We start from the raw sequence: 14,903 nt of genomic DNA, 5'->3' as shown, positions 1-14,903 counted from the left end.
AAACAATATGAAAAATGAAATTAACAATAAAAATCAATTTTTTAAGGATTTAAGTCAGCATACAATGTACAGTTCGCTTATAAAAGAGTTAAATGAATACTCTGTTAGAACAAATTTAGATGAAAATATCAAACATTACAATGAGTTCTGTGATAAGGCCGAAGTAGTTAAAGCTAATTTCGTAAATGAGATGATTCGTCTATATGAACTTAAGATCATTACGGATGATGTGTTCAATAAGGCTTTAGATCCACAGCTACCAGTGTGTAACTACAATAATAAAGCAGAAATTTTTACAATGGACTTTAACTTTATCCCACATGTTAAAAGTATGTATTCTCGTGATGTTTACAAGGTTAAAAATGCTCTGATATGTATGATTATGCAAGGCATAAAAAGGATGGTAGAGAAGCCCCATTATGGAACAGAACCGATACTTATTATCTTTTCAGTATACCATCAATACATCTTTGATGTAGACAATATTGAGCTTAAATATGTGATAGATGCTATGAGATATTGACATTTTTTTCATGATGATAGCTATAAATATGTCTCGTATTTGGTGGAAGGAAAAGACACAAATGAGCAGAGTATGATGAGGGTTAAAATCATAAAAAAAGTGATATAAGTTTTGTTAAATAGCCGTGCAATAGTGGCTATATGATGTTCGTGTAAACATGCACTAGGCAATTTTAAATTAGATATGCACTACAGTTGTTAAAAATAACCATAGCGGTAAATGCTGTAACACCAATACTCGTACTTTGTCCAATTTATATTAGTGCATATTAAACTAATTTTATATTTTAATTCATAAAAAAACCCTATTGAACTTTTGTAAGCTTTGCACCACGAAAAAAACTACCACCAGACAAGAACTTTGAGCGACACCAACTGCTACAAAATAAAAAACGTTATACAACTAAAAAAAGAAAAAATAAATACTGCAAAATTTTATATTATTTGAGGAGTTTGACTACTTATGTATATAAAGAGAAACAAGAAAAAAACCATAAAAAGAGGTAAGAAAAAATAAAAAAAGGAGTTAATAACAATGTCAGAAAGTATTGTTAATATCGCGTAGAAAAATTAAAAAGAGAAATGAAAAAAGATAAAAATGAAATGTTTAAAACCAATGGAAATAGTTCTATTAATATGGAAGTAGGAATGACTTTCTTAAAGGAAAAATAAATGAAAATGCTAATAAAAGATAAAAAAATAAATGGAAAGATAGTAGATAGCTTTGTAACTAATTTAATAACGTCAATAAGTTAGTAAGGGGATGACTAAGGTGTATTTATCTAAATATGAATATAATGAAAGTGAAACAAGATTGTTAAATATAAATGGATTTACAAAGGAATATATGAACCCACAGGTACTAGGTAGAATAATAAGAAAGAAGAAAAACAAAGAAAAATCACAAAAGAGAAAAGCCTTCTACTATAAAAATAGGGTAGATAAACAAAATAGAATGGACTACTGCAAAATCAATAAATTAAAAGGAGAAATAACTATGAAGATAATAAAAACTTCTTACTAATGCTTAATGAAACTGATATACAAGATAATGTAATGCATACTTCTGGTTGTCTAAATAGGATAAATGCAAATATATATACTTCAACTGAAGTCAGATAAAAATAAAATTGATATCATTATCTAAATATGACCAAATATATTAATCAAATGCAAATTTACGTTTTTTAATTTTTAGTTTTTTAATAATTGTCAATCAACAAAAAAATTATTGCTTAAATGTAGTAACTTTGTCCAAAAGAAAGAATATAGCAAGGCAGTAAACAAGTTTTAAAATAATGATAAAAAAAAACCAAAAGAAATTTTACCCGTTACCGTAATGCCAGTTAAAAACATTGTCCAAGCATGTAACATTATATGGTTAGATATTAAGGACCAGTATTTGAAGTATAAAATAATGGCTCTAAACTTAAAAATCCTGACTATCAATATAAAAAATATACATCCAGGCGAAAGTGATTTTTATTGATTTGATTTATATAAGTGATAACTACTTTGTCCAAAAAAAATAGAGAAAAGGAGATAAATATATGATAAGAATAATGGAACGAGATAAAAACTTTTTAATCGCTTTAAATGAAACTGGAGCTTCTAATACACATACACTATTTAGATTTTATCCTGAGAATTACGGTAGGGAACGTATAGGTAAGATGGAAGCTGAAAAGTTAGTAACTAGAAAATATGGCTTAATAATGTTAGGGGTAGAAGGTAAAAACTATTTAGAAAGCATCGGTATAATCCCTAAAATATTAGATAGAAAATCACTAATAATACAACGACGACTAGCTAGGGCCTTGGAATTTAAATATTTACTACCTGTAATGGAAGTTGTAACCTCATCTAGACACAAAAAAGAACACAATTTAAATCGTGGAATGCAATTTATAGTTGCTGCCACAATAAAAACTGGTTTGACGTATTTGATTTATGATGTGCCTAAAAGAATAACTATTGGTGCTCAAACACAATTACTAAAAGAATTAAAAAATAAAACCCAGTCAATAGATAGAGCAATAATTTTTACTAAAAACACAGACTTTGTCCAAATTGTATCTGAGGGCAAAATCCATATAGATGAATTGCTACTATTACCACCAATCGATTTATTTGTAAAACTTACAAACGAAATGGCTGAAGGTGATTTCGATAGAAGAGTAATTGGAGCTGCTTTCCCTGACCTAATAGAAGATAAAGTATTCAGTAAAAAACGCAATCAGTATCTGATAGACGGTAATGCGTATATCAACATGGTCCTAAACAACATTAATGTATTCTCTACGCTAAGTAGTTTAAATATTCAAGATAAAATAAATGATAACTTTGTACAAACTTATAATATAGTTTGTCTTGATATTCAAGAACAATATTTTTTTTAGTAAAATAGAATCACTAAAATTTGAAAAATTAAATATTGAAATAACAACTATAAACCCAAAAGTAAGTTCGTTTTATTAATAAAATTATAAATACTATATCTAATTTTCAAATCAAATAAAGGTGGTTAAATAAATGATACAAATAACACAAAGAGATAAAGGCTTTTTATTAAAGGTTAATGAGACTGGAGCTTGTAGTTCTAAGTTGCCACTAACAATATATCCTACAAGGTATTGTAGGAGCAGACTAGAGCTAATGGAAAGAGAAAAAATAATAAATAGAAAATATGGATTAATCATGATAGGCGTTGAAGGTAGAAAATACTTAGAACGTATAGGGGTAACATCAAAATTAGTAGATAATCTATCAATAGTCACTCAAAGACGATTAGCAAGAACATCCGAACTTAAATATCTAATGCCAACTATGGAGGTAGTGACATCTGCTCAATATAAAAAAGAAAACAATTTAAATAGAGGAATGTTATTTGTAAGTGCTGCAACAACAAAAGAACGTTCAACTTACCTAATATATGATATACCGAAACAAATATCTAATGATTCAAAAGTTCAAATTTCAAGAGAATTAAAAAATAAAAGAGATGAAATAAGTCATGCAATAATTTTCACTAGAAATGCTGACTTTGCTAAGGTTCTAACAACAAGTAATGTTTATATTAACGAATTACTTCTTTTACCACCGAATGAATCTTCTTTTGGTTTATTGAATGAAATGGCTAAGGGCTTCTTCGATAGAAGAATTATATGTGTAGCGTTCCCAAAACTATCAAAAGAAAAAGCATTTTATAAAAAACAAACTCAATATATAATAGGCAATAATTTTTATTTAAACTTAGTACTTAATAATATATTAAGTAGCTACGATATGCTGGCGGTGCAAGCAGATAGTTCATCTGACTCAATCTACTATGTAGTATGCCTTCATGAGCAACAAGCATTCTTTCAACAAACTATGGATCAATTAAATCTTAAAAAATTAGATGTTCAATTAGTTGGTATAGATGAAGACTCTTTTTAACAAAAAAAATAGAAAAGAAAATATAAAAATATAATTGCTTGTGATAGTAAGTTGTTCCTTGGGTGTACTTATTTATTAACGGCTCAATTGATATCACATTTAACAGGTGTTGCAACTGTAGAGGATGTTGGTAAATCAAAATCAGCCGGACTAGAGGGATTGCGGGATTATGGTAAGGAAACTCGCAAAGGTGCAAAAATAAATTTATTGAATTCAGATGAAGAATTAGCTTATCATTATGAAAATTCAATAATGAAAACAATGGATCAGATACCAAAAATGAAGATACTACTCTAAAAGTAAAAAATAATACCCACCAAAAACCAAAACAACAAGGTAAAGGTGATATTCCTGCTGGAGATGTAATAAGTTTCTCTGATAAATAAATTAACTATAAAATTTAATTGATAGTATAGATTGATAAGCCACTACGTTAAAATAGTAATTTATCTATTATTTTTTCTTCTTTTTTAGTTATAGATGAAATTCAAAATAATATAGATTGTAGATAACAATACCATAATAGGTTCGTATTACATTACAATAACAAGCTTTGGCTATATTACATGGACCAGAAACTTCATTAAAATTTATTCGTACTTTGAATTAACCTTAACGTAATATGATCAGTAGCATTAACTGAAGAGTTGTATAGGTGTTTGAGGTATGCTAGCTGTAATTATATTCTTTCTTTTTTAGAACTAAAGAAAGAGTAGTTAAATCTCTTCAGCATAACAAATATGAGAGCTATTATTTATAAATGTGATAATTAATTTATATTTTAAGCTGAGGCTGGAGACGTTTAGCATTACCAATGGTATGACCAATATAGGTATTAAAGAAGAACAAAAATGATAAATTATTTTAAAATGAGACTTTATGTTTAAATAAAAAAAGTTAAAATAAACTTTAAATTTTAGGTTAATTTTTTTAGATTTGCAATAATAATAATTTAAGTAAAATTTATGGCATTGCTGCTGAAAAATAATGGTATTAGTCTTACTAATTACCGAAATTGTGGTTGACTCCGACAAAGACTGAGCTAAGTAATATATCTTAATGTAGGTTAGTCGAAAGTGTTGTCTGAATCACATACGAATTAAGTACTAATACTAAAAATTTTTTAAAGTATTAGACATAAATTTTATCCAAAATATAAAATAAAGAGGTGGAGGTTTAATGTTTAAATTGGATCAAGAAACTAAAGACATAATGATAATTTTCAAGACGATTGAAGAAAAACAAATTATTGCAGACATGTTATCAGTAATTGTTGTTAAAATTGGATTAGAAAGAGAATCTTCTATGTTATTTCATTATTATGGAAAGGACCAACCAGATTTTGTTATATCAGCATGTATTGCTCTTGGTTTGATTAATATGATGGAGGAAGATTTTTACATTGTTAAGGAGGTAATGGGTTATAAAATCGTGATGAATTTTTTAAAGAGCAAGAAAAGATTTCTTAAAATAGTGTAAACACTAATTTAAATAATAAGGAGCATCTACTTCAAAGTGCAGGTGCCTCTTATTAATCCTTGTTTAATTATTTGGTACCATTGGTGATTCAACTACTACTTAAAAGTAGTTATGTGTGTTGAGAGGAAGAAGTACTAAAGTACAGTGTATTTTGTAATAACGATGTAATCTAAGTCTTAGAATATAGATATAGTATATTTTCAACTTATGAAAAAATTAGTTGCCTAATTAGGGGAGGAAAGTTTCACGTTATATTCCAGAATCTATTTAGATTATATTCAATTTTTAACTTTTAAAAGGAATTACACCACAGCTTATTAATGCTTTTTTAAAACTCCCCAAATAATGAAGGTACCAATAATAGTGACCTCCTCTAGATATATACTCTCTTACAATATGTCTTTTAACTAATTTTGATATACTCTTTATTTCGGTTATTATTTCATCCTTTGAGGGTTTTGTATGTTCTTGGACTGGATTTAATCCAGCTGCTTTTAAAGCATTATTATATGTTTTAAATTGGGAACAGATAGTATTAACATGGCGTCCTCTTATTGTAGATTCTGCACTTGAGGGAGATCTTCCAAGTTTAGATGATAAATCTCTTAAAAAGTTAATAATATCTTTTTTAGAATTTTTCGCATAGCATTTGAAAAACTTTGTTATTTCGCGGATGACTTTTTGACCAAGGAGCTTGTAACAGTGGGAACGGGATGGAATCTTCTTATCTAGACTAATCTTATCGAATAATGAAAGAAAGCTGCTGGCGTTAAGCCTTACTCCTTCATTTTTAATTAATTCAATTAGTGATTCATTATCTGTAATCATTTGACTTTCGGTTCCAACGTGACTGTTGAAAAGTTCCAATAAAGCGTGGTTATCGCTTTTAAGTGTATCCAATAAACAATTTTTTCTATATAAATCATCTATTATGATAGATAAATTTTTATCTAAGTTAGTAAGCTTGTTTTGTATACTAGCCTCAAATTTAAAGCAAATCTTTCTTTGAGGACAAGGTATTACTATAGTTGAGGAGAGTTCATCTTCTAATCGGAATGAGACCATCTCTGTCAATATTAAGTTTCTGGATATCTCATCTTTGTATTCAATAATTTTTTTATCAAATTTATTTACTAAATTTTCATCAAGTTTGTTGAAAATTAACAGTGCAAGTATTTTTCTATTAGATAAATTATAACTTAGATCTTGTGATAAACATTTCTCATTAATTTTGTTGCAACATATAAAGTTCTCAAACTGTTTTGGCTTTTTTACCTTCATATTTGTAATTAGATTATCTCCAATTTTTGTTCTTATACCTCTAACATAGCCTAAAATTTGCTCAAGTGGATCCCTACTACTAATATTGTCTTTAATTTTTAGTTCAATAACTATTATGTCAGCATAAGATGTTATAAATAGAATGTCTATTCTCCCAGTGCCGGATACGGTAAATTCTTCAATGTGAAATAAATTTTCTTCATTAAGGTTTAAATTATAGGATTGATTTATCATTTGTAAGATAATTGTTGCTATACTTAGTAAGTATAGCCTTAAGTTTATTTTCGGGATTTTTATTGTTATAGTCTATTACTTCCTTAACTATATCGGTTTTTACTAATTTACTTATTTTATTATTTGTAATTTTGTGAGCTGTAATATTGTAATAATCCAATAAACTCAACTCCTTTAATAATATACATAGATTGCTCTAAATCAAGCATTATATACTTAAATTAAAATAAAAACATCTAAAGCTTTTGTTATTAATAAAAGTAAACAAGGCTTCATAAAGGACCCCTGTTAAAATACATATATAATTATTGAGAGCATTTAAGATAGAGAAGATCGAATAAAGTTATAGATGTGAACGAAAATTATAAAACAGGATAGTTGGAATACTCTCTTCCTTTGTATTTAGCATGTAAAATCCAATTACCATTTAAGTTATACTGTAATTCATATTTGTGTAGCAATTTATTCAGTCATAAAGCTGTCATTTCATTTACTTTAAATATTTGATCAATTGTTATTGTTGTATCAGTTAATCTAGTGCTTTTTTCAATTAGATTTATAAATTATTCAGGTTTTTGAATACATTGTTTGGCTCTTAAAATTTCTACTTATAGAACTTTCTTTTGTTCCTTAGCTAAAAATCTAGTTGTCATTACTCTCTTCTGTTTAAATTGCAATATTGTTAATTCACTCATTATTTTTAAAGCTATTTTATAAAAAAGGAAAAAGGTCTTGTATTTATTGCAGCATCTTTAGCTTTCAATTTATTTTAACCATCCTTTAAAAATAATTATTAGTGTTTTAGAACTTTGAAGATTATGTGGTTAATCTATGGGGTTAAATGGTAAGGTATTGATGTTCAAAGGGTAAGAGAATGAATGTTAAAAGTAGGTAAGGGCGAACAAGTTTTAATTTTAAAAGAATCTTCTGAAGCACAGCAAGATATTGTTGATAAGGCTCAAGCAAAAATTGACGCACACAACGAAGGACCAACAATTGAGGTGATAACAGAAGAAGTATTAAATTATAGCTGGGGAAAGCCTACATTAATAAATAAAATAACAACAGCTTCTGGAATAAATGAGCAATGGGTCTATGAGTTTAAATATTTATGGAAGATTAGTAACTATACAAGATTAGAGGCATGTTAAGCATATAATATCTATTTTGTTCATTTCAATCAGTAAAAAATTAATAACACTATATATAGTGTCATAACTTAACGGTATTGACACCAGTAAAGTATAGACGTATAATCAATACATAGAAAGGTGTCAAAACTTACGGTCAAAACTATATAGTGAAAAGGGTTGTGAATTATGATAATAGGATATGCAAGAGTAAGCACAAAAGGGCAATTAAAAGAAGGTCATTCTATAGAAGTTCAAACAACGGATATATTAGATAGATATGATAGTGCAGTAATTAGAGTAGAGCAGTACACAGGAACTACAACTGATAGACCTATATTTAATAAATTGGTATATGATTTAAAAAAAGGTGATACCTTAGTGGTTACTAAATTGGATAGATTGGCTAGAAATACTGTAGAAGGGATTAATATAGTTCAGGAGCTTTTTAATAAAGGAATAGCAGTACATGTAATAAATATTGGACTGTTAGAGAATACAAGTATGGGTAAATTTTTTTTAACTACATTACTAGCAGTTGCTGAGATGGAGCGTAATACAATTATTGAACGTACTCAAACAGGAAAGGCAATAGCAAAAACTAAAGAAGGATTTAAAGAAGGTAGACCAAAGACATATACATCAAAACAAATAAATAATTCAATTGAGATGCTAAAAAATAATTCATACACAGAAGTTGCAGAGATAACTGGAATATCTAAAAGTACATTAATAAGAGAAGTTAGGAAAAGAAAGGCAGCAATAATATGAGTTAGTACATATTTGTGGAAAGTACTGCTGACAGGAATTGCTAACAAGTAGATTATGAATCAACTAATAAAATAAAAAAATGTGTAGAAGAATAATTTAAATTACGATTAAATAAATATAATATGTGAAGAAGAATTTAATTGTAAAGATAAAAAGGTGGATGAGGTTATGAGTATAAAAATAAAAGATATGATAAAAGATTTTGAAGTGGATGCGACCTATATAGCCAAGATATCATGTGTAAATAGAGTAAAAGGGATACATCCAATTAAGGATGATAAAGGACAGATAGAGAGTGTCGCAATTTTATGTACAATAAATGGAGAATCATATCAAATCAATGGATAAAAGAAGAAAAGATTTTAAAATATTATTTTTATGGAATAAAAGTGGCAGGAGAAAAAAGATTTAGTACTGAATATGAAGATAATAAACCAATTATTCTTGCAAGAAATAAATATCCTATATATGCGTTTGTAAGAGAAGATAAAAAAACAAATTTCAATTCAAAGGGGAGTTTGTACTGCTTGAAACTAGTGAAGATAAAGATGGAGCAATGTATTTTATATTAAACAAGAGAGATAACGTAGGTGTAAAGATATCTGATTTACCGGCTCAAGATAATGATAATTTCCCAGAGGGTAAGGAAAAAGAAAGATTACATAAATATAAAGAAAGAAATCCAAAAGTAATTAAGGAAGCAAAAGACAGATTTAAAAAGGCAAATGGAAAGTTATACTGTGAGGCATGTGGCTTTGATTTTTAAAAGGTTTATGGAAAAGTTGGTAAGGATTATATAGAAGGACATCATACAAAGCAAATTTCTGATCTAAAAGAAGCAGATATAACTAACGTGAATGATATTATGCTTGTTTGTGCTAATTGTCACAGGATACTCCACAAAAGGAGACCGTGTCTATCAAAAGAGGAAATTAAAGAACTATTAGTATTAGATTAGTATTTTAAAAGTGTTAGAAGTAAATGCAATAGTGTATTACACATAATGATAAATAATAGTTGAATGGATATGAATGGTATTATAGGGGTATTAATAAAGTTGGATACTAGTGTAAAATATGTTGGATGAGATGGGTTTTAAAAGATAAAGTTTAATATCCAAAAAATATTTATACTACTGTACTGTAAACTAACTCAATGATGTATAATATAATATGTGTGAGGAGTGATTACAATGGATAATATGGACATTGCTAAAGGTATGATATTTAAAAACTTGAATATAAATAGCAAAAACTCATTAGATTGTCGAGTGATTATACAAAAGAAAATATATTTGCTTCAAGAACAGGAAGTAGATTTAGGATATGAATATAACTGGTATTTAAAGGGACCATATTCACCTACATTAACGAGTTATGTATATGACAATCTTGATGTTTTGAAGTCAATGGAATATAAAGAGGTTTCATTAAATACAGAAGTTATAAGAAAAATAACAAAGGTTAATGAATTTCAAAAATGGAAACCGAACAATTTAAGTGAAGCTAGTTGGTATGAAGTATTGGCATCAATTCTATATATTTTTAAAAATCATTGTATGTGGGGAATTAAAGATTATAATAAGGAAAATATTATAAAAACATTGATTATAGAGAAACCTAAGTATTCTAATCAAGATTGTGAATTTGCATTAAAAAAATTGACTGAGTTCGAATATATTAAGGTTGATTTCTCATGAGTCTTCTAAATATGTCCAAAGCAACGGATTTTGGTGTTAAGTACATCAATGATCCTGTATATGGAGGAATTGCAATATCAACATTAGAATTACAATTAATAAGTACACCAATTTTTCAAAGATTAAGAGGCCTTAAACAGTTAGCTCATGTGAATTATGTTTTTCCAGGAGCAGAGCATTCTAGATTTGTTCATTCTTTAGGTGTACTTTATATTATGGGTTTAATGACAGATCACCTATTAAGAAAAGGTGATATAGTAATTGAAGATGTTGTAATAATGAGAGTGGCAGCGATATTACATGATATTGGTCATTATCCGCTTTCTCATTTAGGGGAAGGCGTTTACAGCTATTGTAAGGATAATAAATCCGCTGTAAATCTATTATCATTACTGGATATAGAGGAAGCAAAAGAGATTCCGCTCCATATATTATCTAGTTCACATTCTAAAAGTGCACACCATGAAAAATTAGGAAAGTATGTTATTGAGAATAATATAGATATTGCTGAAATATTAGATTCTTATGGAATCAACAAAAGTCAGATTGGAAGTATTGTAACAGGACAAATAGGTTCTCATAATATGGTTTATTCTCAATTGCTTCATTCAAGTTTAGATGCCGATAGACTTGATTATTTGTTGAGAGACTCATATCAGACTGGTGTAAAATTTGGACTTGTTGATTTTGAGTATCTTATTCGTCTTTTAATGGTAAGAGATTATAAAATGTCAAAAGATTCTCCAAGTATGAAGGTTTTAGTTTGTGATAAGAAAGGCCAACATGTTGTTGAACATTTTTTAATGTCAAGATATTTTCACTACTCTCAAGTTGTAGGTCATAAAACCAGTTTGGCTTTTGAAGGTATTATTAAGGCAATGTACATTAAGATGGTTAGAAAGAATAAATTGATTTTTAATTCTTATGAAGAGATACAAGATAATATAAATAGCGAAGAATTTTTAATGTTTAATGATTCTATGCTATATCAGGCATTTAATGATTACTATAAAAGTGCCAATGATGAATCTTTCAACAAACTATATAGAAGTTTTATTAAAAGGATAAGACCTAAAATAATTTATGAAATTAAGGATTTACATAAGAGATCTCCCAATACTAGCTTTGCTATTTTAGAAAGGGAATTAAAAAAATACCCTGAAAAAATAACGGAGATATTAGGTGTAGATGAAAATAGTTGGGGGTTTCAAATAATGCAAGTTAAATTTGAGTGCATCCCTGCTCATTACACTTTTAAAAAAGGAATTGATGAATATGAAGAAGACCTAAGAGAAGCTATAAAAATTATAGATTCTAAAGGGCAAATTTCTTATTTAGCGGTTGATGAACTATCAATTATCAATAAATTAGCAGATTATAAAAGTGAAGTGTTGAGAATATTTATGATTGAGGAGGATGGCCAGAGTTATGACTATGATCTCATAAGAACTAAAATTCACAATTTATTAACTTAGTTTATAAATATAAATTGATATGAAGATTTGTACAAGCTATAGATAAGTGATAGCTATAAAAGTATAAGTAAAATTATAAAACATATAATAGTTAGAGCCAGTAAAAAGGCTCTTTTTTGTTTGAAAAGGAACTGGCAAAAAGATAAGTAGGAAACGTAATCTTATTAAAATGAATAAGTACGGAAGCATAAGAAATTACGAAAAAATGATGCAAAGACAGGTAAAGTGGTTAATAAATATTATTTCAAGGGAATGAGAGCGGCTATTAATTCAGTGTAAGAATTATAAATCAAGAAAGTATGAGCTTGAAAGAAATGAAAAAAGGCAGAATCAGAGTTTGAAAAAAGAGTAATGAAATATCTTAGTGAAAGAGGATATAAAATTTCTCCACAATGGGAAGTCGGTTCGCTTAGAATAGATATGGTTGCAATTTATAAAAATAATAAGGTAGCGATTGAATGTGACAATGGAGAGCGTAATCAGTAAATTAAATAATTTTGATATATATCCAGAAGAAAGATCAGATATAATTGAATATGAATGTAAATTGAAAGAAAAAATTATTACTAGGTCAGATGAAATAAGGAATTCATGGATATGTGATGTTATTGAATGAAGGTAATTTGTATCAGTAAATTATTTAATTAAGAATGAAAAAATGATCACTCAGGAATAATATAAGATTACTTTAAGTGGCTCATTACTTATAATATTAAGGATACTTAGGGATAAGGTTGTGATTATACTAATAAGTGGAAGGGATTCTATAGCCAATTTATAACACAATAAAAACACAACTACAGTAAAGATATATATATTAATATAACGTTAAATAAAGTATTGGAGCTTCCAATCCATTGGAAATAAAGAGTTGTAATCTTTTGTAATGTCACTGTTTCCGTTCCAGTTGGTCGCAGGTTCGATTCCTGGAAGGCGAACCATAGAAACCCAGTAACTGTAATAGTTACTGGGTTTAATTATTTTTTGAAGGTTATTACAGTATAACTTATTTATTTAGTAAAGTTATACCATAAAAAGGCTACAATAATAATCAATATTATTAAAGAGATGGCAAATCATTTTATTTGAGGGTATAATTATGTTGTATTTGTACAAGATGTACAAATACAACACTCTATATGAATTTAATAAAAAATAGACATTTAGTTGCACATGAGACATATGCACCAGCTATGATATTTACGGAAGTTGTGTGTTTATACGAAAAAAGCAACATAATTATTGATAGAATTAAACAAATTATTTTTCCTAAGATTAATAGATTCTGTGAATTTGTACAATAGACCGCTCTTCTAGTTACTTATATATATTTATATCACTAAAGTTATTTATTTAAATAATTTCACATGGGGAAATAAGATCTTCAATGATAAGATTTTAATGGCAGTAGTAATTGGAAGCGATAACTTCAGATAGTACCATAGTATCTGAAAATGTTATAATAACCGGAGGTGAAGTAAATGGCAAAAGAAAAAGAAGCAAAATCTACGATAAATGCAGATGGTTCTGAAATTACTGTTCTTTCTATTGGAACAGGTAATGATTATATTAGCTTAACTGCGGTAATATCTCCGGTTATTCTTCCTATAAATGAATGAACAACTAATATGAAGATGAGAAAAAGAGTTATTGGAGGCTATTTAATATGAGTTCTGATGAAAATTTTGTTATTAAAGAAAAGAAAATAATATTTTACTCGAATGATGAGGCAACTGTAACTGTAGATGTTTATTTTGTAGATGAAACATTTTGGTTATCACAAAAATCAATGTCAAAGCTTTTTGATGTAGATGTTAGAACAATTAATGATCATTTAGAAAATATTTATGCAGCAGAAGAACTATCTAAGGATGCAACTATCCGTTATTTTCGGATAGTTCAAAAAGAGGGAAATAGGAATGTTACTAGAAATGTTATGTTTTATAATTTAGATGCAACTATTTCAGTAGGATATAGAGTAAATTCAAAACAAGCAACACAATTTAGAAAATGGGCAACAAACACACTTAAAGAATATGTAACAAAAGGCTTTGTTTTAAATGATAAAATGCTTAAAAATGGTAAGCCTTTTGGAAAAGATTATTTTGATGAACTGTTAGAAAAAATTCGTGAAATAAGAGCCAGTGAGCGTAGAGCCTATCAAAAGATAGCAGATGTTTTTGAACAATGTAGCAGTGATTATAGTTCTAATTCAAAGGAGACAAAGCTGTTTTATAAAGTTGTACAAAATAAATTGCATTTTGCAACAACTGGGAATACAGCTGCTGAAATTATTTATCATAGAGCTGATAGTGAAATGCCATACATGGGACTAGCTACATGGAAAAATGCACCACAAGGTAAAGTATTAAAGAGTGATAGCACAATTGCTAAGAATTATCTAAATGAAAAAGAAATAGATAAACTTAATAGGCTTGTTAGTTTATTTATAGATTTCGCAGAATTAAGAGCATTAAGTCAGCAAATTATGACCATGGAGGATTGGTTTGGTTATGTTAACAAATTCTTAGCCTTTTCTGATCAGGAAATATTAGAAAATGCAGGTGTGGTATCTCATGAAATGGCTGTGGCAAAAGCTCATGAGGAGTATAGTAAGTTTAGAGTAAAACAAGATAAATTATATGTATCAGATTTTGATAAAGAATTTGAAAAGTACCTAAAAGGTTGAATACAGCGACATAGATAAAATTGAGTTATGATCGTACTAAGCAAAAACCTTGGAAACACTAAGTTTTCAGGGCTTATTTTTTTTGATATTTAATAGGGTTTAAATTTGTTTTTATCTCCCACTATAATTATTATCACATAATATTTCTTTTATATAAAATAAGATCACTGTATACTATTTTACGT

The 14,903-nt window shown here is 28.0% G+C and carries 20 protein-coding genes; 18 read left to right on the top strand and 2 right to left on the bottom strand.

Annotation, left to right across the window (positions count from 1 at the left end):
- The first annotated feature begins 7 nt into the window (after positions 1-7).
- From KPL54_RS22225 to KPL54_RS22200, 6 genes are all read left to right on the top strand, one after another.
- Positions 8-523 carry a hypothetical protein gene (locus KPL54_RS22225; RefSeq protein ID WP_216108693.1) on the top strand — a complete coding sequence of 172 codons (516 nt, stop codon included), beginning with the start codon at positions 8-10 and terminating at the stop codon, positions 521-523.
- Positions 524-1,294: 771 nt separating this feature from the next.
- Positions 1,295-1,546, top strand: a complete 252-nt coding sequence (locus KPL54_RS22220; protein WP_216108692.1) for a hypothetical protein — start codon at positions 1,295-1,297, stop codon at positions 1,544-1,546.
- A 526-nt stretch (positions 1,547-2,072) separates the two neighbouring features.
- On the top strand, positions 2,073-2,921 hold the full coding sequence (locus KPL54_RS22215; protein ID WP_216108691.1) for a hypothetical protein: 849 nt from the start codon (positions 2,073-2,075) through the stop codon (positions 2,919-2,921).
- Between the two features lie 133 nt (positions 2,922-3,054).
- Complete coding sequence (locus tag KPL54_RS22210; protein ID WP_216108690.1) at positions 3,055-3,960, top strand: hypothetical protein; 906 nt, start codon at positions 3,055-3,057, stop codon at positions 3,958-3,960.
- Between the two features lie 51 nt (positions 3,961-4,011).
- Positions 4,012-4,257: a hypothetical protein gene (locus KPL54_RS22205; protein ID WP_216108689.1), complete on the top strand. Its 246-nt coding sequence runs from the start codon at positions 4,012-4,014 to the stop codon at positions 4,255-4,257.
- 882 nt (positions 4,258-5,139) lie between these two features.
- The gene (locus KPL54_RS22200) at positions 5,140-5,439 is read left to right on the top strand and encodes a hypothetical protein (protein WP_216108688.1); all 300 of its coding nucleotides are present in this window, start codon (positions 5,140-5,142) and stop codon (positions 5,437-5,439) included.
- Between the two features lie 285 nt (positions 5,440-5,724).
- On the opposite strand, the gene KPL54_RS22195 is transcribed toward KPL54_RS22200, so the two are convergent.
- A complete protein-coding gene (locus KPL54_RS22195) occupies positions 5,725-6,954 on the bottom strand; it encodes a homing endonuclease associated repeat-containing protein (RefSeq protein ID WP_216108687.1) in 1,230 nt (409 codons plus the stop codon).
- Entirely contained in the window at positions 6,935-7,114 is a 180-nt protein-coding gene (locus KPL54_RS22190) for a hypothetical protein (RefSeq protein ID WP_216108686.1), read from the bottom strand. Before KPL54_RS22190 ends, KPL54_RS22195 begins: the two co-directional genes overlap by 20 nt.
- 718 nt (positions 7,115-7,832) lie before the next feature.
- On the opposite strand from KPL54_RS22190, the gene KPL54_RS22185 reads away from it, so the two are divergent.
- From KPL54_RS22185 to KPL54_RS22130, 12 genes are all read left to right on the top strand, one after another.
- A complete protein-coding gene (locus KPL54_RS22185; RefSeq protein ID WP_216108685.1) occupies positions 7,833-8,105 on the top strand; it encodes a hypothetical protein in 273 nt (90 codons plus the stop codon).
- Positions 8,106-8,273: 168 nt separating this feature from the next.
- On the top strand, positions 8,274-8,855 hold the full coding sequence (locus tag KPL54_RS22180; RefSeq protein ID WP_216108684.1) for a recombinase family protein: 582 nt from the start codon (positions 8,274-8,276) through the stop codon (positions 8,853-8,855).
- Positions 8,856-9,023: 168 nt separating this feature from the next.
- Entirely contained in the window at positions 9,024-9,203 is a 180-nt protein-coding gene (locus KPL54_RS22175; protein WP_216108683.1) for a hypothetical protein, read from the top strand.
- Complete coding sequence (locus KPL54_RS22170) at positions 9,164-9,427, top strand: hypothetical protein (protein ID WP_216108682.1); 264 nt, start codon at positions 9,164-9,166, stop codon at positions 9,425-9,427. The genes KPL54_RS22175 and KPL54_RS22170 overlap by 40 nt, the downstream gene beginning before the upstream one ends.
- On the top strand, positions 9,412-9,621 hold the full coding sequence (locus KPL54_RS22165) for a hypothetical protein (RefSeq protein WP_216108681.1): 210 nt from the start codon (positions 9,412-9,414) through the stop codon (positions 9,619-9,621). The genes KPL54_RS22170 and KPL54_RS22165 overlap by 16 nt, the downstream gene beginning before the upstream one ends.
- 30 nt (positions 9,622-9,651) lie before the next feature.
- Positions 9,652-9,813, top strand: coding sequence for an HNH endonuclease (locus KPL54_RS26890; RefSeq protein ID WP_216108703.1), 162 nt, complete (start codon positions 9,652-9,654; stop codon positions 9,811-9,813).
- A gap of 234 nt (positions 9,814-10,047) precedes the next feature.
- Positions 10,048-10,554, top strand: a complete 507-nt coding sequence (locus tag KPL54_RS22155; RefSeq protein ID WP_216108680.1) for a hypothetical protein — start codon at positions 10,048-10,050, stop codon at positions 10,552-10,554.
- Positions 10,551-12,029 (top strand): HD domain-containing protein, encoded by a 1,479-nt coding sequence (locus KPL54_RS22150; protein WP_216108679.1) that lies wholly within the window; start codon positions 10,551-10,553, stop codon positions 12,027-12,029. The genes KPL54_RS22155 and KPL54_RS22150 overlap by 4 nt, the downstream gene beginning before the upstream one ends.
- Before the next feature lie 351 nt (positions 12,030-12,380).
- A complete protein-coding gene (locus tag KPL54_RS22145) occupies positions 12,381-12,515 on the top strand; it encodes a hypothetical protein (RefSeq protein WP_216108678.1) in 135 nt (44 codons plus the stop codon).
- A complete protein-coding gene (locus tag KPL54_RS22140) occupies positions 12,490-12,645 on the top strand; it encodes a hypothetical protein (RefSeq protein ID WP_216108677.1) in 156 nt (51 codons plus the stop codon). The genes KPL54_RS22145 and KPL54_RS22140 overlap by 26 nt, the downstream gene beginning before the upstream one ends.
- Positions 12,646-13,510: 865 nt before the next feature.
- The gene (locus KPL54_RS22135; RefSeq protein WP_216108676.1) at positions 13,511-13,648 is read left to right on the top strand and encodes a hypothetical protein; all 138 of its coding nucleotides are present in this window, start codon (positions 13,511-13,513) and stop codon (positions 13,646-13,648) included.
- 47 nt (positions 13,649-13,695) lie between these two features.
- Positions 13,696-14,718 (top strand): virulence RhuM family protein, encoded by a 1,023-nt coding sequence (locus KPL54_RS22130; RefSeq protein ID WP_216108675.1) that lies wholly within the window; start codon positions 13,696-13,698, stop codon positions 14,716-14,718.
- The last annotated feature ends 185 nt before the right edge of the window (positions 14,719-14,903 follow it).

It is taken from the genome of Clostridium estertheticum (assembly GCF_018861295.1).
Classification (GTDB): domain Bacteria; phylum Bacillota; class Clostridia; order Clostridiales; family Clostridiaceae; genus Clostridium_AD; species Clostridium_AD estertheticum_D.
This window is presented reverse-complemented; position numbering and strand designations above follow the sequence as displayed.

Excerpts from the sequence above, each read along its gene's own strand:
- KPL54_RS22210 (WP_216108690.1), top strand. The coding sequence starts at position 3,055 with ATGATACAAATAACACAAAGAGATAAAGGCTTTTTATTAAAGGTTAAT.
- KPL54_RS22200 (WP_216108688.1), top strand. The coding sequence starts at position 5,140 with ATGTTTAAATTGGATCAAGAAACTAAAGACATAATGATAATTTTCAAG.
- KPL54_RS22180 (WP_216108684.1), top strand. The coding sequence starts at position 8,274 with ATGATAATAGGATATGCAAGAGTAAGCACAAAAGGGCAATTAAAAGAA.
- KPL54_RS22185 (WP_216108685.1), top strand. The coding sequence starts at position 7,833 with ATGTTAAAAGTAGGTAAGGGCGAACAAGTTTTAATTTTAAAAGAATCT.
- KPL54_RS22130 (WP_216108675.1), top strand. The coding sequence starts at position 13,696 with ATGAGTTCTGATGAAAATTTTGTTATTAAAGAAAAGAAAATAATATTT.
- KPL54_RS22135 (WP_216108676.1), top strand. The coding sequence starts at position 13,511 with ATGGCAAAAGAAAAAGAAGCAAAATCTACGATAAATGCAGATGGTTCT.
- KPL54_RS22145 (WP_216108678.1), top strand. The coding sequence starts at position 12,381 with ATGAAATATCTTAGTGAAAGAGGATATAAAATTTCTCCACAATGGGAA.
- KPL54_RS22215 (WP_216108691.1), top strand. The coding sequence starts at position 2,073 with ATGATAAGAATAATGGAACGAGATAAAAACTTTTTAATCGCTTTAAAT.
- KPL54_RS22225 (WP_216108693.1), top strand. The coding sequence starts at position 8 with ATGAAAAATGAAATTAACAATAAAAATCAATTTTTTAAGGATTTAAGT.
- KPL54_RS22195 (WP_216108687.1), bottom strand. The coding sequence starts at position 6,954 with ATGATAAATCAATCCTATAATTTAAACCTTAATGAAGAAAATTTATTT.
- KPL54_RS22155 (WP_216108680.1), top strand. The coding sequence starts at position 10,048 with ATGGATAATATGGACATTGCTAAAGGTATGATATTTAAAAACTTGAAT.
- KPL54_RS22170 (WP_216108682.1), top strand. The coding sequence starts at position 9,164 with ATGTACAATAAATGGAGAATCATATCAAATCAATGGATAAAAGAAGAA.
- KPL54_RS22150 (WP_216108679.1), top strand. The coding sequence starts at position 10,551 with ATGAGTCTTCTAAATATGTCCAAAGCAACGGATTTTGGTGTTAAGTAC.
- KPL54_RS22175 (WP_216108683.1), top strand. The coding sequence starts at position 9,024 with ATGAGTATAAAAATAAAAGATATGATAAAAGATTTTGAAGTGGATGCG.
- KPL54_RS22165 (WP_216108681.1), top strand. The coding sequence starts at position 9,412 with ATGTATTTTATATTAAACAAGAGAGATAACGTAGGTGTAAAGATATCT.